The organism is Pseudomonas sp. NCIMB 10586 (assembly GCF_023127895.1).
Lineage (GTDB): Bacteria > Pseudomonadota > Gammaproteobacteria > Pseudomonadales > Pseudomonadaceae > Aquipseudomonas > Aquipseudomonas synxantha_A.
Window position 1 is genome coordinate 68,059 of the sequence record NZ_SPKQ01000042.1, and the last position, 23,677, is coordinate 91,735.

Consider the following 23,677-nt stretch of genomic DNA (forward strand, 5'->3'; position numbering starts at 1 on the left):
GTATCAGTCAATATCTTCAGTGGCTGACACACTGCTATCGGGAGCAAGCCCCCTCCCACGTTTTTAGACCTCAGTGGTTTCGGGTTTTGCGGCTTTCTTCGAGGTATCCGCTACCAGAGGAATCTCCTTACCCTCTGCATCAAACAACTTCCCGCCCCGGTAATAATCCCCATCACGCAGCGCGGCCACGTCGCGAAAGCACAGGCTGCGCTCAGTCCCCGCCACAAACACTGACTGCTGGTCCGAGTTACCCGCGGTGAAGTGGTTGAACGCCAGGTTCAGCAAGATCGCCATGATTGCCGACGAACTGATGCCCGAGTGGAAGATGGTCGCAAACCAGCTCGGGAACTGATCGTAAAAGCTCGGCGCGGCGATGGGGATCATGCCAAAGCCGATGGACGTGGCAACGATGATCAGGTTCATGTTGTTGCGGTAATCCACCTTGGACAGCGTACGAATGCCACTGGCCGCGACCGTGCCGAACAACACGATCCCCGCGCCACCCAGCACCGAGGTGGGCACCGCCGCGATCACCCGCCCCATAAAGGGCAACAGGCCCAGCACCACTAGGAACACCCCGCCGGTGGCCACCACAAAACGGCTCTTCACCCCGGTCACCGCCACAAGGCCGACATTCTGGGCGAACGCGCTTTGGGTGAACGAACCAAAGATCGGCGCGAACATACTCGACAGCATGTCGGCGCGCAGGCCATTGCCCAGGCGCTTGGAGTCAACCTTGGTGTCGATGATCTCGCCCACTGCGAGGATGTCCGCCGAAGTTTCCACCAGCGTCACCATCACCACGATGCACATGGAAATGATCGCGGCCACATGAAAGGTCGGCATACCAAAGTGGAAAGGTGTAGGAAAGCCAAACATCGGCCCTTGCGTGACGCTGGAGAAGTCAGCCATGCCAAGCAGTACGGCGATTACTGTGCCGATCACCATTGCCAGCAGGATCGACAAACGCGAGATCGTGGCGCTACCGATTTTGCTCAATAGCAGCACCAGCACCAGAGTCAGGGCCGCGAGGCCGACATTCGACATGCTGCCGAAATCCGCCACACGGCTGTTGCCGCCCATGGCCCAGCGCGCAGCCACTGGCATCAGCGTCAGACCGATAGTGGTGATCACGATGCCGGTCACCAGTGGCGGAAAAAATTTGGTAATGCGTGAAAACACCGGGGTGATCAACAGGCCGATCAACGACGCGGCCATCACCGCACCGAGAATTGCCGGAATACCTCCCGCACCGTCGCTGCCGACAATCGCCACCATGGTCGCCACACCCGCGAACGACACGCCCTGCACCAGTGGCAACTGACAGCCGAAGAACGGCAGGCCAAGGGTTTGCAGCAACGTGGCCAAGCCACCGGCAAATAACGACGCGGCAATCAACAGACCAATATCCGCCGGCGACAACCCGGCGGCCTGGCCGACAATCAACGGCACGGCGACGATGCCGCCGTACATGGTGAGTACATGCTGCAGGCCGTAAGCCATGTTGGCGGCAACGCCCAGATTTTCATCTTCGGGCCGCTGCGGTGACGCCTTCGGGATAGTCATGGTGAGGGGTTCTCTGTTTTTGTTGTGCGCTCACTGTATGCAATATTCAGACTGTATGTCCATAGAGTTGTATACAATCAATCGAACAAGATACCCTCCCGCGGCGTTACAAAAATAATCCGGCCGTCATGAGCCAGAACGCCAAAGGACAAAAATAATGAAAAAGGCACTACAGGGCGCAACCGTTGCATTGACCCTTCTGGGCGGTGGTGAGGCTGTCGCGGTGGAATGGATGAACAACAGCGTAGGATTTCGCTACGGCCAGCACTTCACCAATCCGAACAACCCCGACGATTTCAGCAAGCGTATCTACAGCTTCACCCACGCCAGCGGCTACCGCTATGGCAGCAACTTCCTCAACCTCGATGTGTTTCTGTCCGATAGCCGTGACCCACGCAAGGGTACCGACCATGGCGGCAGCGAGGTGTATGCCGTGTACCGGCACCAGCTGTATGCCTCGCGCGTGTTCGATCTGCCGCCGGGCACCGGGTTGATCAAGGATTACGCCCTGACCCTGGGTTTCGACGCCAACCGCAACAACAACTTCGCCTCAGCCAAAAAGCGCGCGCTGGTGATCGGCCCGACCTTGAAGTTCAACACCGTCGGCGTGCTGGACCTGAGCCTGATGTACTACAAGGAAAAGAACCACACCGGCATTCCCGGCGCGCAAGAGTCGAACCACACCTTCGACGACACCTACATGCTTAACCTGACGTGGATGCGCCCGTTCGAGGTCGGCAACCACGCGGCGAAATTCCAGGGGTTTATCAATTACGTCGGGGAGAAAGGCGAGGACTATCATGGCCGCGATACGGCACCGGAAGCGCTCATGCGCACGGCGCTGATGGTGGCGGTACGGCCGGGTAAAAGCGTCAAGCCGAACCTGTATTTAGGAGTGGGCTATGAGTACTGGCATAACAAGTTCGGCGTGGATGGTGGCCGTGGCAGCCGCACCTCAACGCCGACGCTGAACATGGAAGTCACGTTCTAACTGAAGAAACGCAAAAAAATGTGGGAGGGGGCTTGCTCCCGATGGAGGTATGTCAGTGGCAAATGTGCTGGCTGATACACCGCTATCGGGAGCAAGCCCCCTCCCACATTTTGATCGTATTGCCAGCTCAGGCGCTGGCCAGTTCGGAAGTATTGCGCTTCGGCCGCGCCAGCCAATACCCCAACACCGCCAACGGCGCCGTCGCCAACATCACAATCACCGTGATCATCAGCGGTTGCTCGATCATCGACGACACCAACAAGCTGGCCAGGAAGCACAGGCCCAGTTGCAGGGTGTTTTGCAGGGCCGCGGCCTTGCCGGAGTTTTCGGCAAATGGCATCAGCGCATTCGCCACCACGATCGGGTAGCTGGCGCCGTTGCACAGCGCCATCAGGCAGAACGGAATCAGCAAGGTGGTCAGGGTCGGCACGCTCAAGGTGGCCACCAGGTACAACGCCACCATACTCAGGCAATAGGCGCCCAGCAACCACGGCAACAGGGTTTTGCCCGCCAGGTGCTGCAAGGCGCTGCGGCAACTGTAGCCGCCAACGAGAAACGCCAGGGTCGGCAGTACGTAGCTCAGGCCGATGTCATTCGGGCTGTAACCCATGCCGCCGAGGATGAACGGCGAGGCCGTGAGCCATGCGAAGAAGCTGGCCGAACAGGCGGCGAAAATCATCACGTTGCCGGTAAACACCCGCGAGGTGAGCAACTGTCCATACCCCAGACGCGTGGGTCCGCCCTTGTGCTCCACACGCTTGGGCAGGCTACGCAGGAACAAGGTCGGCAACAGCAGCAATAGTGACACCACCAGCAACACGCCGAAGATCGCCTGCCAACCAAAGTGATTCAACACCATGGCACCCAACAACGGTGCAAGGGCCGGCGACAGCGACATCAACGGCATGATGCTGGCGAAGACGCGATGGGCCTTGTCGGCCGGGTAGCGATCGATCACCAATGCCTGCCAGCTCACGGCCGCGGCACACACACCAATCGCCTGTATAAAGCGCAGCGCCAGCAGTTGCGGGGTGGTCTCGACCCAGAACATGCCCAGGCAACCGAGCACAAACAGACTCAAGCCCGCGAGCAGAATGGGCTTGCGCCCCAGGCGGTCCGAGAGCGGCCCCCACACCAACTGCCCCACCGCAAAGCCGGCGAGAAAAATGCTCAAGCTGGCGCCAACCGCGCCAGCACCAATATTCAACTGCTCGCCCATGGCGCCAAACGCCGGCAAGTACATGTCCATGGCGAGATAGCCGAGCATACTCAGCCCCGCCAGATACCAGGTAAAACCAAAAGAATTTTTCATCGAAGCCTTGTAAAAACTGCCATCAAACTATTTGCTGACTGGCGCCCATTATGAAGCTGACAAAATCTGTGTGAAGCGATAATAATTGGACACTCTCATCAATAATTTTGAAGGCAGCCCACATGTGGTCGGAATATTCTCTGGATGTGGTCGACGCCGTCGCCCGTCACGGCAGCTTCAGCGCCGCCGCCCAGGAACTGCACCGCGTACCGTCGGCCATCAGTTACACCGTACGCCAACTTGAAGAATGGCTGGCCGTGCCCTTGTTTGTGCGCCGGCATCGCGACGTGGAACTGACCCCCGCAGGCCGCCTGTTTATCGACGAAGCCCGCAGCGTGATGAAGAAAATGCTCGGCACCCGACGCTTGTGCCAGCAGGTGGCCAATGGCTGGAGCGGCCAGTTGAAGGTGGCGGTGGACTCCATCGTCAAACCCCAACGCTGCCGCCAACTGGTGCTGGACTTCTATCGGCAGTTTCCCGAGGTGGAACTGCTGCTCGAATACGAGGTGTACAACGGCGTATGGGATGCGCTGGCCGATGAGCGCACCGACATCGTGATCGGCGCCACCAGCGCAGTGCCGGTGGCCAGTCACTTCAGCTTCCGTGACATGGGCCTGTTGAACTGGCTGTGTGTGGTCAGTGCCCGGCACCCCTTGGCGGCGGTGGAAGGCTTGCTCAGTGATGACCAATTGCGCCCTTTCGCCTCACTGTGCATGACTGACACCTCGCGCAATCTGCCCAAGCGTGACACCTGGACCCTGGATAACCAGCGCCGCCTGGTGGTGCCCAACTGGGCTTCGGCCCTGGATTGCCTACGCGATGGGCTGTGTGTAGGGATGGCGCCGGCCCATCAGGTATTGCCATGGATCGAGCGCGGCGAGTTGGTGGCGCTGCAATTGAGCCGGCCCTTTCCAGCCAGCCCATCATGCGTGGCGTGGGCGCAGAGCAAGCTTTCGCCGGCCATGGCGTGGTTGCTGGAATACCTGGGAGATACCGAAACCATGAACCAGGAATGGCTGAATGGCCCCTCCCTCTGAACCCCACACAGAACCACTGTGGGAGGGGGCTTGCTCCCGATAGCGGTGTATCAGTCAATATCTCCAGTGGCTGACACACTGCTATCGGGAGTAAGCCCCCCCTCCCACACTTTGATTGCGTTTTCAATCCAGCAATCGGGTGATGGTCCGTACGATCATCTCGGCTTCCTTGGCATCCAACGTCAGCGGCGGCAACAGGCGAATGATCTTGCCCCGTGTGACGTTGATCAGCAGCCCGTGCTCCTGGGCGGCACGTTGGGCCAGGTCGCGATAAGGGCTGGCCAGCTCAATCCCGATCATCAAGCCTTTGCCACGAATTGCCCGGACGTGCGGGTGCCCATCCAGCTCCATGCGCAAGCGCGCCAGCAAGTGTTCGCCCTGGTGTGCGGCGTTTTGCAACAAGCCTTGCTCATGAATGATATCCAGCACGGTGCAACCGACACGGCACGCCAGCGGGTTGCCACCAAAGGTGCTGCCATGACTGCCTGGGGTGAACAGCTCGGCGACGGCGGCGCGGGCCAGGCAGGCGCCGATGGGCACGCCATTGCCCAGGCCTTTGGCCAGCGTCATCACGTCTGGCACGATGCCTTCGTGCTGGAAGGCAAACCAGGCGCCGGTGCGCCCGATGCCGGTCTGGATTTCGTCGAGCATCATCAGCCAGCCGTGGCGCGTGCAGTGATCGCGCAAGGCTTTGAGATAACCCACTGGCGCCACCACCACACCACTTTCACCCTGGATCGGCTCAAGCAGCACAGCTGCGATGCGCGTGCCGAACTGCGCAGTGATCACCTCCAAAGCCTGCATATCGCCAAAGCCTACCTTGATGAAATCCCCCGGCAGGCGCTGAAAGCCCAGGCGCACCGACGGCCCGTCACTGGCGGCCATGGTGCCCAGCGTGCGGCCGTGAAAGGCGTTCTCCATCACCACCACCAACGGTTGTTCAATGCCTTTTTTCCAGCCATGCAAGCGCGCCAGTTTCAGCGCTGTCTCGTTGGCCTCAGCGCCGGAGTTGTTGAAGAACGCGCGATCGAGCCCGGACAGCTGCGCCAGGCGTCGGGCCAGCCGTTGTTGCCAGTCGATGCTGTAGAGGTTGGACGTGTGCAGCAGCAAACCGGCTTGTTCGCTGATAGCTGCCACCAGCCTGGGGTGGGAATGGCCGATATTGGTCACCGCCACGCCGGCGACAGCGTCCAGGTATTCGCGGCCCTGCTGGTCCCAGAGGCGCGTGCCCAGGCCACGGGTGAAGCTCAGGGCCAAGGGTTGGTAGGTGCTCATCAGGCAGGCGGCGGTCATGGTAGCGGCTCCAGTGCATCGTTGCGGTGATGGAAGTATCGTTAACCACCTGCGCTGGATAAACTGCGAATATCTGCAATGACTTTAAATCAGGGCTTGATAATGGATCTGTTCCAGGCAATGTCGGTGTACGTGAAAGTGGTTGAAACCGGCAGCATGACTGCCGCCGCGCAAGAATGCGGGATGTCGACCACCATGGTGGGCAACCATCTGCGGGCGCTGGAGCAACGGTTGGGCGTGAGCTTGCTCAAACGCACCACGCGTAAACAGAACCTGACCGAATTTGGCGGGCAATATTACCAGCGCTGCCTGGAAGTGCTGGGGCTGGTGGCGGACTCCGAACTGCTGGCCGAGCAGATCCACAGCGAAGCTCCTAAAGGCAGCCTGCGCATCACAGCGCCTCCCGTGTTCGGCACCGAACGCCTGGTGCCGGCCTTGAGCGAGTTTTCCCAGCGTTATCCACTTATCGACCTGTACGTGGTGCTGGGCAATGAACGCATGGACCTGGTCGACAGTGGCTTCGACGTAGCGATCCGTCTCGGTGAACTGGGGACCTCCAGCCTGATCGCCCGGCCTATGCAGCCCTATACGCTCACCCTCTGCGCATCGCCTGCCTACCTGGCGCGACGCGGCACGCCGCAGACCCCGCAGGACCTGCAACAACATGACTGCCTGGCATTTGCCTACCCTGCGAACGACAACTGGCGTGACACCGACAAACTGTGGCGCATGAGCGAGGATGGCAGCGGGGTGGAGGTTCCGGTGGCGGGGTCATTGACCATCAACAGCTCGCAAGGCTTGCGCCAGGCGGCCGTCAACGGCATGGGCATCACGATGCTGGCCGACGCCTTGGTGCAACCGGACCTGGAGAGCGGCAAGCTGGTGGCCCTGTTAACCACGTATAAATTGCCCAGCCGCCCGATGCATCTGCTGTATCGCCATGACCGTTACCGCCTGCCCAAGCTGCGGGCATTCGTCGATTTCGTCATGGAAAAGTGGGCACATTAAAGGCCACGCCCAACGCCCGCAGACGCGCGGCGGTGCGCTCGGCAGATACATGATGAATGCCCTGCCAACCCAAGGCGATAGCAGCCTCGGTGTTGCCGACGACATCGTCAATAAACACCACTTCACTCGGTTTTACGTCCGGCAGGTGAGCGCGGACCTGATCAAGGCTGGCGTGGTAGATCGCCGGGTCAGGCTTGATCAATTTCAATTCGCCGGACACGACGATGTTTCGAAAGAGTTGCAGGAACGGATAGTGGGCCCGGGCGTAGGGGAAGGTCTCCGCCGACCAGTTAGTAAGCCCGAACAACGGCATATCGGCCTTGTGCAACGCCTTGAGAATCGCCACGCCGTCGGCTAACTCACCGCGCAGCATCTCGTGCCAGCGCTCGTAGTAAGCCTGAATCAAGGGTTCGTGATCGGGATGCAGGTCAATCAGGGTGCGGGTGGCTTCGGCCAGGGTACGACCGGCATCTTGCTCGGTGTTCCAGGCCTGGGTGCAGATGTTATCGAGGAACCACTGCCGCTCTGCCTCATCGGAGATCAGCTTGCGGTACAGGTGCTGCGGGCTCCAGTCGAACAGGACACCGCCGAAATCAAAAACTACTGCACGAATCGTCATCAGATCCTCCGTTGGCGTGGCTTGATAGCAGCTGGAGTCTGGCAGATCTGGAAGAGAGAGGCGCGCGTCGGGGCGTAAGAAGTGTCTGAAAAGACTCGGATCAAATGTGGGAGGGGGCTTGCTCCCGATGGCGGTGCATCAGTCACTATCTTCAGTGGCTGACACCCTGCTATCGGGAGCAAGCCCCCTCCCACATTTTGGTCTGGATCAGACCTTAAGCTTGGATCAGGCCGTTGATCTTGACGGTCGGGTTCACGTCCGCGTCGTAATCCACGCCCTCAACTTCAAAGCCGAACAAGCGCAGGAACTCCGCCTTATAGCCGGCAAAATCGCTGATTTCGTTGACGTTGTCATCGGTGACCTGGTTCCACAGCGCGGCCACGGCGTCCTGGACCTTCGGTTCCAGCTCAGCCAGGTCGGCGCGCAGGCGGCCATCGGCGTCGAGCTTAGGTTCTTTACCGTACAGGCTGTCCTTGAACAGGCCGTAGACTTGCTCGATGCAGCCTTCGTGGGTGCCCTGCTCTTTCATCACCTTGAACAGCAACGACAGGTACAGCGGCATGATCGGGATCGCCGAGCTGGCCTGGGTCACCACGGCCTTGAGTACAGACACGCGGGCGTCGCCCTTGAGCGCGGCGAGGTTTTCGCGCAGGGTCAGGACTTTCTTATCCAGGTCTTTCTTGGCTTCGCCGATGGAGCCGTTCCAGTAGATGTCCTGGGTCAGCTTCTCACCGAGGTAGGTGAAGGCGGTGGTCTTGGCGCCTTCGGCCAACACATCGGCGTCACGCAGGGCATCGATCCACAGCTGCCAGTCTTCGCCGCCCATGACCTTCACGGTGCCGTCGATTTCTTCCTGGGTTGCAGGCTCAAGAGTGGTGTCTACCACTACGCCCTTGTCGGTGTTGATACCGCGCAGGGTCACGGCCTTGCCGATTGGCTTGAGGGTGGAGTTGTGCACCACGCCTTGCGGGTCGGTACGGCGTGGCGCGGCCAGGCTGTAGACCACCAGGTCGATCTTGCCCAGGTCTTTCTTGATGGTGTCGATGGTCAGGCGCTTGATCTCGTCGGAAAACGCGTCGCCGTTGATGCTCTTGGCGTACAGGCCTTTTTCCACGGCAAACTTCTCGAATGCCGCGCTGTTGTACCAGCCGGCGGAGCTCAGCTTGCCTTCTTCGCCTTCTTTCTCAAAAAACACGCCCAGGGTGTCGGCGCCGCAGCCAAACGCGGCACTGATGCGCGCGGCCAGGCCGTAACCGGTGGAGGCGCCGAGGACCAGCACCTTCTTGGGGCCGCCTTCGATGACGCCATTCTTGGTTACGTAGTCGATCTGCTCTTTGACGTTCGCTTCACAGCCAACAGGGTGGGCGGTCACACAGATAAAGCCACGAACCCGCGGTTTGATGATCATAAAAATTTCTGCCTCTTCCAAGGTGCCGAAGGCCAATGGTGGCCATTCAACTTCAATCGTACCGGTCTATGACGTCCAAAAAACCGAAGCGTCACGATAGTCGCAAATCTTCTGTTCTCAAAATTCAATCCACAAAACGTCGAAGCCTGCACGGCAACGGTTACAAATTGTGCAGCGGCTTCACAATTTCACCCTATTTAAAAACGCCTGCCGGCGCCAGAACCCCCTATGATGACGACATTGTTTCAATATGTTTCGGCCTTGGAGCCTCGTTTCATGAGCAAAAATGCTGTCGGCAAAAAGCTGGTGTCCCTGGCGTGGGCACTCGGCGTTCTGCTGTTGATCTATTGTTTCCCGCGCAGTTGCCTGGTGTTTCTGCTGTTGGTGGTGTGCTGCGGCGTTTATGACTTCCTGCGTAACGGCCTCTACGACCGCGACACCATCAAGAAATACTTCATCGGCAACGGTCGCAATACCTGGGTGCTGGCACCGTTCAACACCCTGCTCGATCTGCTGAGCAGCCGCAACCGCCATGTCTATACGATGCAAGACCTGCCACCGGCCTGGCGCGAAGACCTGCAACAGGTGATCGACGACGCCATGGCCCGCAAGGATGAAATCATCGGTTACCTGGACGAACGCATGGCCGAGAAGAAACGCGGCATGTTGTTTTTCCAGTGGTATGGCCGCCCCATCGAGACCACGCTGGATATCCCGCAACTGCGCAAGAAATTGCCATTCGTGAAGACCATCGGTGTCTCGGTATTCAACGAGAACCGTTCCACGTCCTTTCACTTCGGCCCCCTGCGCATGATGTTCCGCGTGCTCTACAACATGGCCCCGGCGCCCCACCACGAAGGCGTGTATATCCAGGTAGGCAAGCACAAGCACTACTGGCACGACGACCCGCTGTTCATCTTCGATGACACCCTGATGCATGCGTCCTTCAACAAAAACGACGCCAAGCGCTACTGCCTGTTCATCGACATCGTGCGCCCGACCTTGCTGCCGTCAGTGCTCAACGCCGTGATCGCAGGCTTTGCCGGGCTGGTCTTTACCCTGCGTCGAGTTTTCTACAAAAACTGGAAGCTGATTCAGTAAGTTCTGCGGCATGATGGTGCTGGACGGTATTTGCGCTGGGCCTCGCGCCTGAGGTAAATAACCGTCTCGTGCGACCTTAATTGGCGCTCACCATTCTCAAGCCATCGCCCCGAAACGGGCGCGGTGGCTGTGCTTTCAAGGAATCAGAATGCCCCAACGTCAAGTCATCAATGCCTCCGTCAGCCCCAAGGGCAGCCTCGAAACCCTGTCCCAACGTGAAGTGCAGCAACTGAGTGAAGCCGGCACCGGCAGCATCTACACCCTGTTCCGCCAATGCGCCTTGGCCATCCTCAACACCGGCGCGCATATCGACAACGCCAAGACCATCCTCGACGCCTACAAAGACTTTGAAGTGCGTATTCACCAGCAGGACCGCGGCGTACGCCTGGAACTGCTCAACGCCCCGGCCGATGCCTTTGTCGATGGCGAGATGATCGCCAGCACCCGCGAGATGCTGTTCAGCGCCTTGCGTGACATCGTCTACACCGAGAACGAGCTGGACAGCCAGCGCATCGACCTGAGCAACTCCCAAGGCATCACCGACTACGTGTTCCACCTGCTGCGCAACGCCCGCACGCTGCGCCCGGGTGTGGAGCCCAAGATCGTGGTGTGTTGGGGCGGCCATTCGATCAACACCGAAGAATACAAATACACCAAGAAAGTCGGGCACGAACTGGGCCTGCGCAGTTTAGATGTGTGCACCGGCTGCGGCCCCGGCGTGATGAAAGGCCCGATGAAGGGCGCGACCATTTCCCACGCCAAGCAACGCATCACCGGCGGGCGTTACCTGGGCCTGACCGAGCCTGGGATCATCGCCGCCGAAGCACCGAACCCCATCGTCAATGAGCTGGTGATTTTGCCGGACATCGAAAAACGCCTGGAAGCCTTCGTGCGCGTCGGCCACGGCATCATCATCTTCCCCGGCGGCGCCGGCACGGCAGAAGAGTTTTTGTACCTGCTGGGCATCCTGATGCACCCCGACAACCGCGACGTGCCGTTCCCGGTGGTGTTGACCGGGCCCAAACACGCCGCGCCTTACCTGGAACAGCTGCACGCGTTCGTCGGCGCCACCCTCGGCGAAGCGGCGCAGCAGCATTACCAGATCATCATCGACGACCCCGCCGAAGTGGCGCGCCAGATGACGGCCGGCCTCAAGGCAGTGAAGCAGTTCCGCCGTGAGCGTAACGACGCGTTCCACTTCAACTGGCTGCTGAAGATCGATGAAGGCTTCCAGCGCCCGTTCGACCCTACCCACGAAAACATGGCCAGCCTGCAACTGAGCCACGCGCTGCCGCCCCATGAACTGGCAGCCAACCTGCGCCGGGCGTTCTCGGGGATCGTGGCGGGTAACGTCAAGGACAAGGGCATCCGCCTGATCGAAGAGAACGGCCCGTATGAGATCCACGGCGACCCGGCGATCATGAAACCGCTGGATGAATTATTGAAGGCGTTCGTGGCCCAGCACCGCATGAAACTGCCGGGCGGCGCGGCGTATGTGCCGTGCTATCGCGTGGTGCAGTGAGGTAGCGGCGGTAGGTCATAGTTTGTATCTGTTTGGGGCGTAGCCAACGGTGTGAGGATCGAGCATTCGGACTAGGGTTTTACTACCGACTGACTCACACCTGCGAGCGACCTATGGACCAACGGATATTGTCCTCTGTCATTCCTTACCCTAAGGTAAGGAATATCACGATGGAGATCTTCACTATGGCTACCGCCACACTCACTTCAAAAGGGCAAATCACCATCCCTGTCCAGGTCAGGACAGCCCTGGGCCTGGAAACAGGCGACCGTGTGGAATTCGTCGAATTGGAAGACGGCAAGTTTTCCATGATCGCCGCCAGCAAAACCGTCAAGGACCTCAAGGGGTTGATCCGCAAACCCGCTCACACCGTGTCTATCGAAGACATGAACCGAGCCATCGCGGCCCAGGGAGCAACCGCTGGATGATCGGCCTGGATACCAACGTGCTGGTGCGTTATGTGACCCAGGACGACCCGGTTCAATCAGCTAAAGCATCCCAACTGATCGAATCGCTCACCGCCGCCTCACCCGGTTTTGTCAGCCTGGTGACGCTTACGGAGCTGGTGTGGGTGTTGCAGTCCTGCTACCAGTCGACCAAAAGCGACGTGGTGGCGGTGCTGGAAACCTTGCTGCACACACGGGAACTGACCGTCGAGCACGCCGATATCATCTGGCAGGCCCTGCGCAGGTTCACCGCAAGCAAAGCGGACTTTGCCGACTGCCTGATCGAACGCTGTGGCCACGCAGCCGGTTGCGAGTACACCGCCACGTTTGATCTCAATGCGGCCAAGGCAGCGGGGATGAAACGGATCGGCTAGGCCGGCTTTTTTGTAGGAGCGAGCTTGCTCGCGAAAAACGCCAACGATTACGCGAGCACTCAGGGAGCACGCGGTGCCTGTGGTTTTTTCGCGAGCGAGCTCGCTCCTACAATGGGAGATGGCGTTGGGTCAGCGGACCCAGCCACCGATCTGCCAATGGTAGCCATCATTGCGCTGCACCCAGTGCGGGTGTACGTAACGATAACCCTGACGCACCGGTTCCCAATGGCCGTGCACTGCTACATAACGCCCGCCTTCCCAACGCCAGTAACCGCGTGACCAGATATAACCTTCGCGCACCGCCGGCTCGACTTCGATCACCTGCACCGGCGGCGGTTGCGGCGCCACCACATCAACGTACTCGTGTTGTACCGGCCTGCGCTCATGCACAACACGCTCTTGCACACACCCGGAAGCGGCGACCACCATGGCGGCCAATGCTGCATAACGTAGCAACATACAAAACCCTCGGGCGCGAACGCCCAACACCTGCATCAGAAAGAAATCCTTCCTTTGTTGCAGCCGGGCCCTGCTTGGGCCTGGGTTATTTTTAACAGGAGATGTCTGTCGGATTGCTGAACCTGTAGACCTTTAACGTGCCTCCCGGCGACCGCCACGGCGGTGAGCCTTCATACCGGACCAAAACGTCCCAGCACAGCCTCGACAAAGCACCGCAACTTGGCAGTGCGCTGGCGGTTTGCGGTGTAGACCAAATGCATCGACCGGCTCGGAGCCTCAAACTCCGGTAGCACCCGCACCAACTCGCCACTCGCCAACGCCGTTCGCAGAAAGTCTTGCGGGCCGAGCACAATGCCAAAACCATCCAGTGCCGCCGACATCAAGGCCCGGCTTTCATTGATGAGCAAACGACTGGCCACTCGTACCTTGTAGGAAACCGTGCCCTGGAAGAACACCCACTCTCGATCCGCCGGACGCGATGAAAAGGCGTACCCCAGGCACTCATGATGTTCAAGATCTACCGGCTTCTGCGGCGTGCCTCGCGCCACCAGGTAAGCAGGTGCAGCGCAGGCCACCAACCGATAAGGTGCCAGGGGCCTCGCCGTCAGGCCGCTCGTGCCCAGCGGACCAATGCGAAACGCGGCGTCGTAGCCCTCCTCCACCAAGTCGACGAAACGATCCGTCAGGTGCAAATCGACTTCTACCTGTGGGTTGTCACGTAAAAACCCGGTGATCAACGGCATCAAGCTGTAGGAGCCAAAGGTCACCGGGGCGGTGACCTTCAGCTTGCCGCGCGGCGTGTCGTTCATGACCTGTGCCAGGGAGTCTGCGGCCTCGGCCTCCGTCAGGATATGCTTGCAGCGTTCGTAATACTCCCCTCCCAGTTCAGTCAGGCTTTGTCGACGCGTAGTGCGGTTGAGCAATCGCGCACCCAAACGTTGTTCCAACGCGGTGACATGCTTGGCCACCATCTGCGGCGACATGCCCAAGCGTTCGGCGGCCCTCGCATAGGAGCCCAATTCAGCGGCTATCACGAAGGCGTTCATGCTTGATAGGCGGTCCATCATTCCCAACTCCCAGTAACAACACCCACACCGAAATGCTGATTTATCACGTTATGGTTGCCAATCATCATAGCCACTTCCTACTTCCACTGGAGCAAGCACATGAAGATTGGCGTGATTGGAGCAGGTTTTATCGGGCGTGCCGTGGCGCAACTGGCGCTTGCCGCCGGGCATAAGGTGATGTTGAGCAATTCCCGCGGCCCACACACCATGAGCAGCGTGGTGAGCGGCATACTCGGCGTGCAAGTGGGCAGCGCGGATGATGCCGCCAGGTTTGGCGATGTGGTACTCGTGGCGATTCCGCTGGAGCACTACCGCAGCGTCCCTGCCCAATGGCTGGAGGGCAAGACGGTGATGGACGCCAACAATTACTACCCCGATCGCGATGGTCATATCCCGCAACTGGACCGGTTTGAAACCACCACCAGCCGATTGCTGGCCGACCATTTGCCGCAATCACACGTGGTAAAAGTATTTAATGCGATCTTCGCCCCAGACCTGACGCAGGATGCCCGCCCGCGCGGCGCTCCTGACCGCCGCGCATTGCCAGTGGCAGCAGATGACGCTGCGGCAAAGGCGCAAGTGATTAGGTTACTCGACGAACTGGGCTTCGATGCCGTGGATGCCGGAGGGCTGGATGAAAGCTGGCGATTCGAGCGGGCTAAACCGGCGTATTGCGTACCCCTGAACCAAGCGGGCTTGAAGGCTGCGCTGGCAGCGGCCGAGCGTACGGTTGAGCTGCCCCCGGTGGAGCGACACCCGCAGCGCGCCTGATCGTTCACGCACAAAAAAGCCCGCTGACCGTCACAGGTTCAGCGGGCTTTTTCGTGGGTGTCGCTTACAGCGCCAGGTCAGACGCCGGCTTGCTTGGCTCAGCCGCAGGCTTGGCAGCCTCGGTAGCCTGTGGAGCAGCCAGTTGCGGGATCGCAGGTGGCGGGGTCAGTTGCAGGATACCGGCGGTGTAGGCCCATTCCTTGGCAACAGCTTCAGGGCTGTCGTTCAGCTTGGTGCCGTAGCTTGGCACGATCTGGTGCAGTTTTTCCTGCCAGGCCGGGCTTGCTACCTTGTCCTTGAAGACTTTTTTCAGCACGGTCAGCATGATCGGAGCTGCGGTGGACGCGCCTGGCGATGCACCCAGCAGGCCGGCAATGGTGTTGTCGGCAGAGCTGACCACTTCGGTACCCAGCTTCAGCACGCCACCTTGCTCTTCGTCACGCTTGATGATCTGCACACGCTGACCGGCTTGCCACAGGCGCCAGTCGGACTGCTTGGCGTTCGGGAAGTACTCTTGCAGCGCCTTGAAGCGGTCGTCATCGGACAGCATCAGTTGGCCAGCGAGGTACTCGACCAGTGGGTATTCACGAATACCCACTTTGGTCATGGGCCAGATGTTGTGGGTGGTGGTGCTGGTCAGCAGGTCCAGGTACGAGCCTTCTTTCAGGAACTTGGTCGAGAAGGTTGCGAATGGGCCAAACAGGATCACGCGCTTGCCATCCAGCACGCGGGTATCCAGGTGCGGAACCGACATCGGTGGCGAACCGACCGAGGCTTTACCGTAGGCCTTGGCCAGGTGCTGCTCGGCGATTGTCGGGTTCTCGGTCACCAGGAACGAACCACCGACCGGGAAGCCAGCGTATTCCTTGGCTTCCGGAATGCCCGACTTCTGCAGCAGGTGCAAGGCACCGCCGCCGGCGCCGATGAACACGAACTTGGCGTCGGTTTCAGTTTTGGTGCCGTCTTTGAGGTTTTTATAGCTCACGCGCCACGAACCGTCGTCGTTGCGGGTGATGTCCTGCACTTCGCTCGACAGCTTCAAGTCAAACTTCGGCGTGGTTTGCAGGTGAGCGACGAACTGGCGGGTGATCTCGCCGAAGTTAACGTCGGTGCCGATCGGGCTCCAGGTGGCCGCGATTTTCTGGTTCGGGTCACGCCCTTCCATCATCAGCGGAACCCACTTGGCGATCTGTGCCGGGTCCTCGGAGTACTGCATGCCAGCGAACAACGGGCTGGCCTTCAGGGCTTCGTAGCGCTTTTTCAGGAACTTGATGTTGTCATCGCCCCACACGAAGCTCATGTGCGGTGTGGAGTTGATGAACGAACGCGGGTTCTTCAACACGCCCTGCTGAACCTGCCAGGACCAGAACTGACGGGAGATCTGGAACGCTTCGTTGATCTCGACCGCTTTCGGGATCTCAACGTTGCCGTTCTTGTCTTCCGGGGTGTAGTTCAGCTCAGCCAGGGCCGAGTGACCGGTACCGGCGTTGTTCCAGCCGTTGGAGCTTTCTTCGGCCACGCCATCGAGGCGCTCGACCATCTCCATCGACCAGTCCGGCTCCAGCTCATTGAGCCAGACACCCAGGGTCGCACTCATGATGCCGCCGCCGATCAGCAGCACATCGACTTTCTTTGCCTCTTCCGCGTGAACGGACGTGATCCCCATCGACAAAGCCAGCCCCAGCAGGGCAGTGTTTACTTTTTTAAACATCAGTAGCACCTATGATAAAACGCCATCCGCCCTACCGCCCCCGATCATGAGTAACCCTCGTTCACGCTACGTCAGGCAACGTACCGCGGGGTCTGCACATTCACATGAAGGCTGCAGGGTGGGCACACAAGGCCGATGGATCGACCTCACTGTTATGTCCCTTCTGCGCTGACTTCTTATCGTTATTGGCTTCAGCTACTTGGGCGACAGCCAACCGCTGGGACGTATACGGGTGTACGCACCAGGGAAAGACTAGACCAAGACGGGGCGCAGAATATCACGCTAAACAGCGTTTATGCGCCGTTTGGCCAATTGACAGGCCTAAATCGCGGCTTTTAATGCGCCGGTGTCAAGCCTGACAGCCGCGACCTGCGGTCACAGGCCTGGAACTCTCACGCAAATGGCGGTTCTAGACACCTTCGCCGTTGCCTGCGTAGCATCGGCAGCTGTCCTTCGTGCACACCTTCCACACAGAGTTACCCATGACTACCCAGCAAACACCCGGGCACGTACTGCCCGCGCGCAGCGCCGCGAAAATGGAAGCGGCCATGGCCGTAGGCGCCTTCGCGATCGGCACCGGCGAATTCGCCATCATGGGCCTGATGCCCGACATCGCCCAGAACCTGGGCCTGAGCGAACCCCAGGTGGGCCACGCCATCAGCGCCTACGCCCTGGGCGTGATGGTCGGCGCCCCACTGCTGGCCATCCTCGGCGCCAAACTGCTGCGCAAACACATGCTGCTGTTGCTGATGGGCCTGTACGCCCTGGGCAACTTCGCCACCGCCTTCACCCCCACCTTCGGCTCGCTGGTGGCCTTCCGCTTTATCAGCGGCCTGCCCCACGGCGCCTACTTCGGCATCGCCGCCGTGGTCGCCTCCAGCATGGTGCCCACCGACAAACGCGCCGGCGCCGTAGCCCGCGTCATGATGGGCCTGACCCTGGCCATGCTGCTCGGCAACCCCATCGCCACCTTCCTCGGCCAACACCTGGGCTGGCGCTCGGCGTTCGCCCTGGTCAGCGTGATCGCCCTGCTCACCATCGCCCTGGTGTGGCAATTCGTGCCCCACCGCCACGACGAACAACGCAGCGACCCGCGCAAAGAACTGCGCGCCTTCACCAAACCCCAGGTCTGGATGGCCCTGTCCATCGGCGCGATTGGCTTCGCCGGGATGTTCTGCGTATTCAGCTACCTGGCGCCGACCATGCTGGAAGTGACCAAGGTCTCGCCGCAGTGGATTCCGTTTGGCCTTGCCGCGTTCGGCGTCGGCGGCATCATCGGCAACATTGCCGGCGGCAAGCTGTTTGATCGCATGCAGTTTCGAGCCGTAGGCTTGATATTGGTGTGGTCGATGGCCGTGCTGCTGTTCTTCCCCTTAGCCGCCTCGTCGCTGTGGGGCGTGCTGCTGAGCATGGGGTTGGTGGGCACCATGGTCGCATTGGCGGCGCCGTTGCAGATTCGCCTGATGGACATTGCCCACGAAGCGCCAAGCCTGGCGGCAGCGTCCAACCATGCCGCGTTCAACCTGGCTAATGCGCTCGGCCCGTGGTTTGGCGGCATGGCCATTACTGCCGGTCTAGGCTGGACCAGCACCGGCTACATCGGCGCCGCAACAGCCCTGGTCGGCCTGGGCCTCTACCTGATCGCTCGGCGTATGAAAGGCGGCCACTAACGCCACAAGTTTTGCGCCGATCATAGATCCAATGTGGGAGGGGGCTTGCCCCCGATAGCAATGGGCCAGTCAACACACCACTGACTGACCCCCTCCTTCAATCATCATGCAACAGCCCCGAACCATACTCCCCATAACTACTCCCCAGCCCACTGCCGCCAAAATTCATCTTGGCGGCTTTGCCGGGGCTGTGGTCCCCAAACGCCTGGCATCCACCAGAAAAGCACGGGTCACTATTCACAGCTGGTGAAGATGAACAAGCACTCAACATCAACGTGCCGGTGATCATCACGACTTTGACGAGATTCGAGATCATGATTTTTCAACTCCCTGTGGGCTGGAGGCGCTGGGGTCCTCTCTTGCAGGCAATCGTAGGCCTCAAAGGCGCAGGGAATTATGAAACTTTGCTGGGGGACAGCATGAGTTCAGGTTGCCGCCTTGCGTAAGGCGGCAGGGATGGTTGTCAGGCTTTGACTGAGGCAGTCACAGGCGCAACTTGCTCCTGGGCTCGATCAACCAGCAGCGAGCTCAACTCGATTAACTGCTGAATGCCTAGGGCGATGGCGCGCTGGGAATCGTCGAGGTCGAACGCCAAAATGGCGGCCATTTCGTTGGCGGCTGCGAGGTTTTCGGCGGCGTTAGCCAGGAGGGTTTCGGGGTCGAGAGTTGGGTTTACGAGGAATAGGTTGTTGCTTGGACATTCGATGGACGATTTACTTTGATCAAGTGAAGGACTGCGAGTGTCGTGGTGCATGGGCGAAGCTCCAATATTCGGGAGTTAAAAACGCCTTAGCAATACGGACTTCCACCTCCGGCCACTGGGTATTCAGCGGCTCGACGAGATTAGCTATGGATGGTCCAATGAGCAAGCCGAAAAAGCGTAGGATATTTCCTGTAAATCCTGACCTATCCCCATAGATCACTCTGTCGCTTCATACGTTGCACCTTTCATCCTGTAGAAGCCCCTCCTGTGTACCGGTATTGAGTGCGCACATTTTGAAGTCGCTCAAGTGCCCGTTTTCTTGACGCCTCGAAAAACACAAAGTATTTTTCAGCTCCCCTCCTTTTCGGCTACCTCTGCCGTGCACCGCCCAGGCGTTAACTCGCGAAGCGGTCATACAGATACCGACACTTACACGGCCGCTATTTACCGGCGAGCCTATATTTCGATATCGAGTGTATAAGGTTGATTTCATGATCATTCGCCAGGCAAGTGCTGCCGACTATCCGCAACTGCTCGACATTTGGCTGCGATCCGTTCGCGCCACTCACCACTTTCTTCAAGAGTCCGACATAGAAGCGCTGCTTCCGCAGCTCCGCGACATCTATCTACCCGTTGTTGACGTATGGGTTGCGGTAGACGTCAAAGACCACCCGCTTGGCTTTATTGGACTCAATCAAAGCCACGTAGAAATGCTCTTTATTGATCCTGATCTTCGCGGCCAAGGTATGGGCCGTGCACTACTAGATCACGTCCGCAGTTCGCGCTCTACAATGAGCGTTGACGTAAACGAGCAAAACCCCCAGGCGGTAGGCTTCTATCTCCATTACGGGTTCGTTCAAACAGGCCGCTCTCCTTTGGATGGTGAAGGCAGGCCGTTTCCGTTACTGCACATGAACTTATCCCGCTAAGAGCACGATAAAGAATCGGCCCTACACATTCGTGTAGGGCCGATTCACAAGTAGTGAAACCAGGCCCCCAGGACTGAAAAGAGGCCGTGCGTTCGGGGAAAAGGGGGGAAAAGGGGACAGATTTATTTAATATTTGGGGCTCGCGCCACCCAATCAACACCCAGCCCCCTCGGACCCATTCCTGATAAACTGCCCACCCTTCGCATTCTCCATCCAAGACTCCAATGCCTTCAGCCATAGCTCCACCGCAAGCCCTCTCCCGCCGCTTCTCCGTCGCCCCCATGATGGACTGGACCGACCGCCACTGCCGGTTCTTCCTACGCCTGCTCTCCAAACACGCCCTGCTCTACACCGAGATGGTCACCACGGGCGCGATCCTCCACGGCGACCACGACCGCTTCCTGCGCCACAACGAAGCCGAGCACCCGCTGGCGCTGCAATTGGGCGGCAGTGTTCCAGCCGATCTGGCCGCCTGTGCCCGTATGGCCGAGGCCGCCGGTTACGACGAGGTGAACCTGAACGTTGGCTGCCCCAGCGACCGGGTGCAGAACAACATGATCGGCGCGATCCTCATGGCGCACCCTGCCCTGGTGGCGGACTGTGTGAAGGCTATGCGCGATGCGGTGTCGATTCCGGTGACGGTGAAGCATCGTATCGGCATCAATGGCCGGGACAGTTATGCCGAGCTGTGTGATTTCGTCGGGACGGTGGAGGAAGCCGGTTGCACCAGTTTTACCGTGCATGCGCGGATTGCAATTCTGGAGGGGTTGTCGCCCAAGGAGAACCGGGACATTCCGCCGTTGCGTTATGACGTGGCGGCGCAGTTGAAGCGGGACTTCCCTGAACTGGAGATTAATCTCAACGGCGGGATCAAGACGTTGGAGCAGTGCCAGGAGCATTTGCAGACGTTTGATGGGGTGATGCTGGGGCGGGAGGCTTACCACAATCCGTATCTGCTGGCGGAGGTGGATCAGCGGTTGTTTGGTAGTGAGGCGCCGGTGATTAGCCGGGCGGAGGCGTTGGCGCAGTTGCGGCCTTATATTGCTGAGCATTTGGCCAGTGGTGGGACGATGCATCACATTACTCGGCATGTGCTGGGGTTGGGTACTGGGTTTCCGGGGGCGCGCAAGTTCAGGCAGTTGTTGTCGGTGGATATTCATAAGGCGGCGGATCCATTGGCGTTGTTGGATCAGGCGGGGGCTTTGTTGGAGGGGCGGTGATTGGATAGCTGTGGGGGTCAGTTAGTTTAGTGTTGCCTGACACATTGCTATCGGGAGCAAGCCCCCTCCCACATTTTGGATTTATGGGTGTCAGCAAGGTAGGGGTGGCTGTGAGGCTGTTGGCGCAGGTGATCAGCCAATACCCGGCATGAATGCGAGGGCGCGGCAGTTGCTGCCGGCCCTTGCTGCAGGTTGCTTAGTTTTCCGGCACTGTTCCTTTGGGTACAGCTACCCATTGGTCGGTGTCTCGGTTATACCTTTTCCAATCTTTTTCGGTTCTGATTTTGCGGTAAAGCGTGTTGAATGTTGTGCCGCCAAGAATTTGAAACTGAACTTCACCGCCTGGCGTTTTGCAGTTAACCAACCCCAGAATGGGGGAGTTGGGGTTCACTTGAAGTGCATACACGGCGTCTCCAAAGGTTCCAGTAGTGGCGTAGTCCAGTGCAAAACTCACGAACTGACTTTTTGGCGTGTCGCTGGACTGTAACGCGAGCAGTCGCATTGTCGTGTAGGTGGCACCGTTAAAACCCAGCGCGTGCAAGTCAGGCCCATCGATGGCCCAGTACTTTTCGGGTGTGCCACCGTCCCTGAGGTATTTGTCCAGGTCGTTCTGAGCCTTGGAATAGATCACTCCGGCCTTGAGCTTCTGGACGTGCCAATTGTTGGTGTCTGCGCTCTCATACGCGCGGTACACCCAGGTGGCAGGCGCGGTGACTCTGGTGTCGGTGATCTTGCCGCCGTAGGATGAGTTCAGTTCATTTTCCTTTTCCAGGGTGCGGCTCCCCATGGGTTTACCTGCCTTGGCGGTGTCAATGATTCCACGCATTTCCTGGGTATCGTAACAACCGGCGCTGAGTGCCTGCTGTACCGTCACATCGGCAAATACCGTTGTTGAACATATAAAACCTACGGCAGCGAATAGCGTTGATATATTCCGTTTCATTACATCTCTCCTTTGCTTTTAAACTAACAAACGAACAGTGCTTAATGGACAGGCGCACACGCACTTCGCCGCGGACAGTTATGTCATCAGAGGTTTTATCGGCCTAAGTTGGCGCTTGCCAGTCAGGTATAGCACAAGCAAAAACAGCAACAACCAAAGGTATGGAAAATAAACTTTTCACAACTTCAAAACATTGATATTGCCTCTATCAACTCGCTAGAAGCCGGTGGTGCAGCTCGTGTGGAATCAGGTTGAACCTACCTGCGATTTTGCCCTCCTATTGAACACCACTGCCGGTAATTCAAACGGCCGTTTCCAGGTTATTGCCCTCGCAAACGACCTAACGCATTTGCGCCCTTGAGCGCCTGCCAGCGCTCGGGTAATGTCATCAGACCCACAGGACAGAGCACGCCCATGACTTCCAAGCTGGAACAACTCAAGCAATTCACCACCGTCGTAGCCGATACCGGCGATTTTTCCACCCTCGCCAAGCTCAAGCCGCAAGACGCTACCACCAACCCTTCCCTGCTGCTCAAGGCTGCATCGATTCCAGGCTATGCCAAGCTGCTGGATGAGTGTGTGCAGGACTGCAACGGCGACGTGGGCCTGGCCAGTGACCGCTTTGCGGTGGCGGTGGGTCAAGAAATTCTCAAAGTAGTGCCGGGCCGTATTTCCACTGAGGTGGATGCGCGTCTGTCGTTCGACGAGGCAGCCATTCTCAAGCGTGCGCACCGTCTGATCGATCTGTACGACAAAGCCGGGGTTAGCCGCGATCGCGTGCTGATCAAGATCGCTTCCACCTGGGAAGGCATCCGCGCCGCGGAGAAGCTGGAAAAAGAAGGCATCCAGACCAACCTGACGCTGTTGTTCTCCTTCGCCCAGGCCGTTGCCTGTGCTGAAGCAGGTGTGTTCCTGATTTCGCCGTTCGTGGGCCGTATCTACGACTGGTACAAGAAAGCCAACGGTAACGACTACACCGGTTCCGATGACCCGGGCGTGCAGTCGGTGACGCGCATCTACAACTACTACAAGGCCAATGGCTACAAGACTGTGGTGATGGGTGCGAGCTTCCGTAACCTGAGCCAGATTGAAGAGCTGGCCGGGTGTGACCGCCTGACCATCAGCCCGGACCTGCTGGAGAAGCTGGCGGCGGATGAGGGCAAGCTGGAGCGCAAGTTGGCGCCAGGCCATGCCGGTGAGGCGCGGGTGCATATGACTGAAGCGCAGTTCCGCTGGGAGTCCAACGAGGATGCGATGGCGACTGAGAAGCTGGCAGAGGGTATTCGCCAGTTTGCTCGGGATCAGGAGAAGCTGGAGGCGTTGTTGTCGGCCAAGCTGTAAGGGCAGATAGCAGCAAAAAGGGCGGCACCTGTGAGGGTGCCGCCCTTTTTTGTGTGCGCCAGCCTCAAGCCAGTCGCAGATCAACTGTGGGAGGGGGCTTGCTCCCGATTGCGGACTGTCAGTTGGATATGTGCCGACTGATACACCGCTATCGGGAGCAAGCCCCCTCCCACATGGGTATGTGTT

Annotated in this window: 23 protein-coding genes; 12 read left to right on the plus strand and 11 right to left on the minus strand. The window is 59.0% G+C overall.

Annotated features, from left to right (window positions below; translation table 11 throughout):
* Positions 1-63 precede the first annotated feature (63 nt).
* Positions 64-1,566 carry a nucleobase:cation symporter-2 family protein gene (locus E4P01_RS15570; RefSeq protein ID WP_248130093.1) on the minus strand — a complete coding sequence of 501 codons (1,503 nt, stop codon included), beginning with the start codon at positions 1,564-1,566 and terminating at the stop codon, positions 64-66.
* A gap of 157 nt (positions 1,567-1,723) precedes the next feature.
* On the opposite strand from E4P01_RS15570, the gene E4P01_RS15575 reads away from it, so the two are divergent.
* Positions 1,724-2,557, plus strand: coding sequence for a nucleoside-binding protein (locus tag E4P01_RS15575; RefSeq protein WP_078820654.1), 834 nt, complete (start codon positions 1,724-1,726; stop codon positions 2,555-2,557).
* A gap of 127 nt (positions 2,558-2,684) precedes the next feature.
* Here the strand turns inward: E4P01_RS15575 and punC are convergent, their stop codons facing one another.
* Positions 2,685-3,869 carry a purine nucleoside transporter PunC gene (gene punC / locus E4P01_RS15580; RefSeq protein ID WP_005786270.1) on the minus strand — a complete coding sequence of 395 codons (1,185 nt, stop codon included), beginning with the start codon at positions 3,867-3,869 and terminating at the stop codon, positions 2,685-2,687.
* Positions 3,870-3,991: 122 nt separating this feature from the next.
* On the opposite strand from punC, the gene punR reads away from it, so the two are divergent.
* Positions 3,992-4,906, plus strand: a complete 915-nt coding sequence (gene punR / locus E4P01_RS15585; protein ID WP_032877190.1) for a DNA-binding transcriptional activator PunR — start codon at positions 3,992-3,994, stop codon at positions 4,904-4,906.
* A 123-nt stretch (positions 4,907-5,029) separates the two neighbouring features.
* Here punR and E4P01_RS15590 read toward each other — a convergent pair whose 3' ends face one another.
* Positions 5,030-6,199 carry an aspartate aminotransferase family protein gene (locus tag E4P01_RS15590; RefSeq protein ID WP_078820653.1) on the minus strand — a complete coding sequence of 390 codons (1,170 nt, stop codon included), beginning with the start codon at positions 6,197-6,199 and terminating at the stop codon, positions 5,030-5,032.
* A gap of 102 nt (positions 6,200-6,301) precedes the next feature.
* On the opposite strand from E4P01_RS15590, the gene E4P01_RS15595 reads away from it, so the two are divergent.
* Positions 6,302-7,207 (plus strand): LysR family transcriptional regulator, encoded by a 906-nt coding sequence (locus E4P01_RS15595; RefSeq protein WP_078820652.1) that lies wholly within the window; start codon positions 6,302-6,304, stop codon positions 7,205-7,207.
* Here the strand turns inward: E4P01_RS15595 and E4P01_RS15600 are convergent.
* On the minus strand, positions 7,185-7,826 hold the full coding sequence (locus E4P01_RS15600; protein ID WP_216090922.1) for an HAD family phosphatase: 642 nt from the start codon (positions 7,824-7,826) through the stop codon (positions 7,185-7,187). The two genes, E4P01_RS15595 and E4P01_RS15600, sit on opposite strands and share 23 nt — an antisense overlap.
* A 214-nt stretch (positions 7,827-8,040) precedes the next feature.
* Complete coding sequence (gene fabV / locus E4P01_RS15605; protein WP_216090921.1) at positions 8,041-9,234, minus strand: enoyl-ACP reductase FabV; 1,194 nt, start codon at positions 9,232-9,234, stop codon at positions 8,041-8,043.
* A 276-nt stretch (positions 9,235-9,510) separates the two neighbouring features.
* Between fabV and E4P01_RS15610 the strand changes: the two genes are divergently transcribed.
* The 4 genes from E4P01_RS15610 to E4P01_RS15625 all read left to right on the plus strand — a co-directional run bounded on the left by E4P01_RS15610 (position 9,511) and on the right by E4P01_RS15625 (position 12,677).
* Positions 9,511-10,335, plus strand: a complete 825-nt coding sequence (locus tag E4P01_RS15610; RefSeq protein WP_078820650.1) for an aspartyl/asparaginyl beta-hydroxylase domain-containing protein — start codon at positions 9,511-9,513, stop codon at positions 10,333-10,335.
* 148 nt (positions 10,336-10,483) lie between these two features.
* The gene (gene ppnN, locus E4P01_RS15615; RefSeq protein ID WP_005786258.1) at positions 10,484-11,857 is read left to right on the plus strand and encodes a nucleotide 5'-monophosphate nucleosidase PpnN; all 1,374 of its coding nucleotides are present in this window, start codon (positions 10,484-10,486) and stop codon (positions 11,855-11,857) included.
* Positions 11,858-12,027: 170 nt separating this feature from the next.
* Positions 12,028-12,285 carry an AbrB/MazE/SpoVT family DNA-binding domain-containing protein gene (locus tag E4P01_RS15620; protein ID WP_078820648.1) on the plus strand — a complete coding sequence of 86 codons (258 nt, stop codon included), beginning with the start codon at positions 12,028-12,030 and terminating at the stop codon, positions 12,283-12,285.
* Positions 12,282-12,677 carry a type II toxin-antitoxin system VapC family toxin gene (locus E4P01_RS15625; protein ID WP_216090920.1) on the plus strand — a complete coding sequence of 132 codons (396 nt, stop codon included), beginning with the start codon at positions 12,282-12,284 and terminating at the stop codon, positions 12,675-12,677. The genes E4P01_RS15620 and E4P01_RS15625 overlap by 4 nt, the downstream gene beginning before the upstream one ends.
* A 129-nt stretch (positions 12,678-12,806) precedes the next feature.
* On the opposite strand, the gene E4P01_RS15630 is transcribed toward E4P01_RS15625, so the two are convergent.
* A complete protein-coding gene (locus E4P01_RS15630; protein WP_005786252.1) occupies positions 12,807-13,136 on the minus strand; it encodes a YXWGXW repeat-containing protein in 330 nt (109 codons plus the stop codon).
* A gap of 170 nt (positions 13,137-13,306) precedes the next feature.
* A complete protein-coding gene (locus E4P01_RS15635) occupies positions 13,307-14,203 on the minus strand; it encodes a LysR family transcriptional regulator (protein ID WP_078820645.1) in 897 nt (298 codons plus the stop codon).
* A 99-nt stretch (positions 14,204-14,302) separates the two neighbouring features.
* On the opposite strand from E4P01_RS15635, the gene E4P01_RS15640 reads away from it, so the two are divergent.
* On the plus strand, positions 14,303-14,974 hold the full coding sequence (locus E4P01_RS15640; RefSeq protein ID WP_216090919.1) for an NAD(P)-binding domain-containing protein: 672 nt from the start codon (positions 14,303-14,305) through the stop codon (positions 14,972-14,974).
* 64 nt (positions 14,975-15,038) lie between these two features.
* Here the strand turns inward: E4P01_RS15640 and mqo are convergent, their stop codons facing one another.
* On the minus strand, positions 15,039-16,685 hold the full coding sequence (gene mqo, locus E4P01_RS15645; protein WP_216090918.1) for a malate dehydrogenase (quinone): 1,647 nt from the start codon (positions 16,683-16,685) through the stop codon (positions 15,039-15,041).
* A 482-nt stretch (positions 16,686-17,167) separates the two neighbouring features.
* Between mqo and E4P01_RS15650 the strand changes: the two genes are divergently transcribed.
* Positions 17,168-18,355 (plus strand): MFS transporter, encoded by a 1,188-nt coding sequence (locus E4P01_RS15650; protein ID WP_103733551.1) that lies wholly within the window; start codon positions 17,168-17,170, stop codon positions 18,353-18,355.
* 97 nt (positions 18,356-18,452) lie between these two features.
* Here the strand turns inward: E4P01_RS15650 and E4P01_RS15655 are convergent, their stop codons facing one another.
* Positions 18,453-18,671: a hypothetical protein gene (locus tag E4P01_RS15655; RefSeq protein ID WP_080889019.1), complete on the minus strand. Its 219-nt coding sequence runs from the start codon at positions 18,669-18,671 to the stop codon at positions 18,453-18,455.
* 147 nt (positions 18,672-18,818) lie between these two features.
* Positions 18,819-19,109: a DUF6124 family protein gene (locus E4P01_RS15660; protein WP_216090917.1), complete on the minus strand. Its 291-nt coding sequence runs from the start codon at positions 19,107-19,109 to the stop codon at positions 18,819-18,821.
* Positions 19,110-19,549: 440 nt separating this feature from the next.
* On the opposite strand from E4P01_RS15660, the gene E4P01_RS15665 reads away from it, so the two are divergent.
* Both E4P01_RS15665 and dusA read left to right on the plus strand, forming a co-directional pair.
* Entirely contained in the window at positions 19,550-19,987 is a 438-nt protein-coding gene (locus E4P01_RS15665) for an acetyltransferase (RefSeq protein ID WP_216090916.1), read from the plus strand.
* 224 nt (positions 19,988-20,211) lie between these two features.
* Complete coding sequence (dusA, locus tag E4P01_RS15670; protein WP_216090915.1) at positions 20,212-21,207, plus strand: tRNA dihydrouridine(20/20a) synthase DusA; 996 nt, start codon at positions 20,212-20,214, stop codon at positions 21,205-21,207.
* 196 nt (positions 21,208-21,403) lie between these two features.
* Here the strand turns inward: dusA and E4P01_RS15675 are convergent, their stop codons facing one another.
* Positions 21,404-22,150, minus strand: coding sequence for a hypothetical protein (locus tag E4P01_RS15675; RefSeq protein WP_216090914.1), 747 nt, complete (start codon positions 22,148-22,150; stop codon positions 21,404-21,406).
* A 414-nt stretch (positions 22,151-22,564) separates the two neighbouring features.
* Here E4P01_RS15675 and tal point away from each other — a divergent pair, with 414 nt between their 5' ends.
* The gene (tal, locus tag E4P01_RS15680; protein WP_003189693.1) at positions 22,565-23,491 is read left to right on the plus strand and encodes a transaldolase; all 927 of its coding nucleotides are present in this window, start codon (positions 22,565-22,567) and stop codon (positions 23,489-23,491) included.
* Positions 23,492-23,677 lie beyond the last annotated feature (186 nt).